The organism is Paenochrobactrum gallinarii (assembly GCF_014205685.1).
GTDB classification, from domain to species: Bacteria; Pseudomonadota; Alphaproteobacteria; order Rhizobiales; family Rhizobiaceae; genus Paenochrobactrum; species Paenochrobactrum gallinarii.
Map to the genome: position 1 here is coordinate 1 of NZ_JACIIU010000081.1, position 1,304 is coordinate 1,304.

The 1,304-nt window shown below is 53.6% G+C and carries 1 protein-coding gene; it reads right to left on the reverse strand.

The genetic code is table 11. The features are described 5' to 3' along the window. Nucleotides 1-257: 257 nt before the first annotated feature. Nucleotides 258-1,289 (reverse strand): IS110 family RNA-guided transposase, encoded by a 1,032-nt coding sequence (locus FHS77_RS16065; protein ID WP_374786314.1) that lies wholly within the window; start codon nt 1,287-1,289, stop codon nt 258-260. Nucleotides 1,290-1,304: the final 15 nt, after the last annotated feature.

A 1,304-nucleotide genomic window follows, 5' to 3' on the forward strand; every position in this document is an offset into this window, starting at 1 on the left:
AATGCAAGAAGTTTCTTCCCCGTATGAGATGTGATCGAGTGCGGTCTTCTGTCAGGCCTACAACTGCGGCACTTCTGAAGCCGCTGGCCGATATGGTGATCAGCGGATTAGGTCCAAATCTATTCAGCGAGCTGAATGGCTCCAAGCCCCTAACTGGTTTTCCTAATCCAGATCTGTTCGATCATTTTGCCCATATGGGTCGTCGACGTTCTCACACCTCCATCACCGGCGCTAAACTGTTTTGCGCTGCACCTCTGTCATGCAGCAGCAGTTTGCGTCGGATTCTGATAATCCTCTCCCTTCGTCAGCATGGCCCAGATCGCACGCGCCATCTTGTTTGCCAACGCAATGGCCACTAGCATTCTTGGCTTCCTCATGAGCATCCTGAACAGCCATGTGCTTTCCGATATCGTCTTACGCCCTAGCCAATTCAAGCGAGACATAGCACCCATGATCAGCAGTCTCCTGATATCGGCCTGCCCGGCCTTCGATATGCGCCCAAGCCGTTCCTTTCCTCCGGAAGAATGCTGTTTCGGAACCAGGCCCAACCATGCTGCAAAATCTCTGCCATGTCTAAAGCTATCCATTGGTGGTGCGAAAGCTTCAACCGCCAATGCGCTCATCGGCCCCACGCCCGGCATGGTTTGCATGCGTCGTGCCATATCTGTCTGCGTCGCCAAAGAGGTGATCTGTTTGGCCTTTGCTTCAATTCGTTGCGTTTTCTCGGCAATTTGACGCGAAAGGTCGCGGCACTCCTCGCGAACCAGTTCTGGCAGATCGCTGTTGTCACCCTCGATGATCGTTTCTAGCCGCTTCAGATGCCCAATCCCAGCCGGAATTGGGTGGCCAAACTCGTAGAGGACTGACCGTAACGCGTTGATCAGCTCCGTGCGTTGACGGACAAGCCGTTCTCGTCCGCGGAAAAGAAGTGCCTTAGCTTGCTGCTCCTCCACCTTCGGAATGATGAAGCGCATCTCCGGCCGTTGTGCGGCGATAACAATAGCTTCGGCATCCGCTGCATCATTTTTCTGGCGCTTTACAAACGGGCGGACATACTGGGGAGCAATCAGCTTTACCTCATGGCCGTATTTGGCCATCTCTCGTGCCCAATAATGCGCACTGCCGCAAGCTTCCATAACAACGATCGACGCAGGGTGCTCCGCCATGAACTTGCGAAATTGTTGTCTCGATAGCTTTTTGCGGAATTTTACCTGCCCCGTCATCGAGGCTCCGTGCACTTGGAAAACGCTTTTGGCCAGATCGATCCCGATCATTGTATCTGTGGTCATGTCTGCCATCCTTCC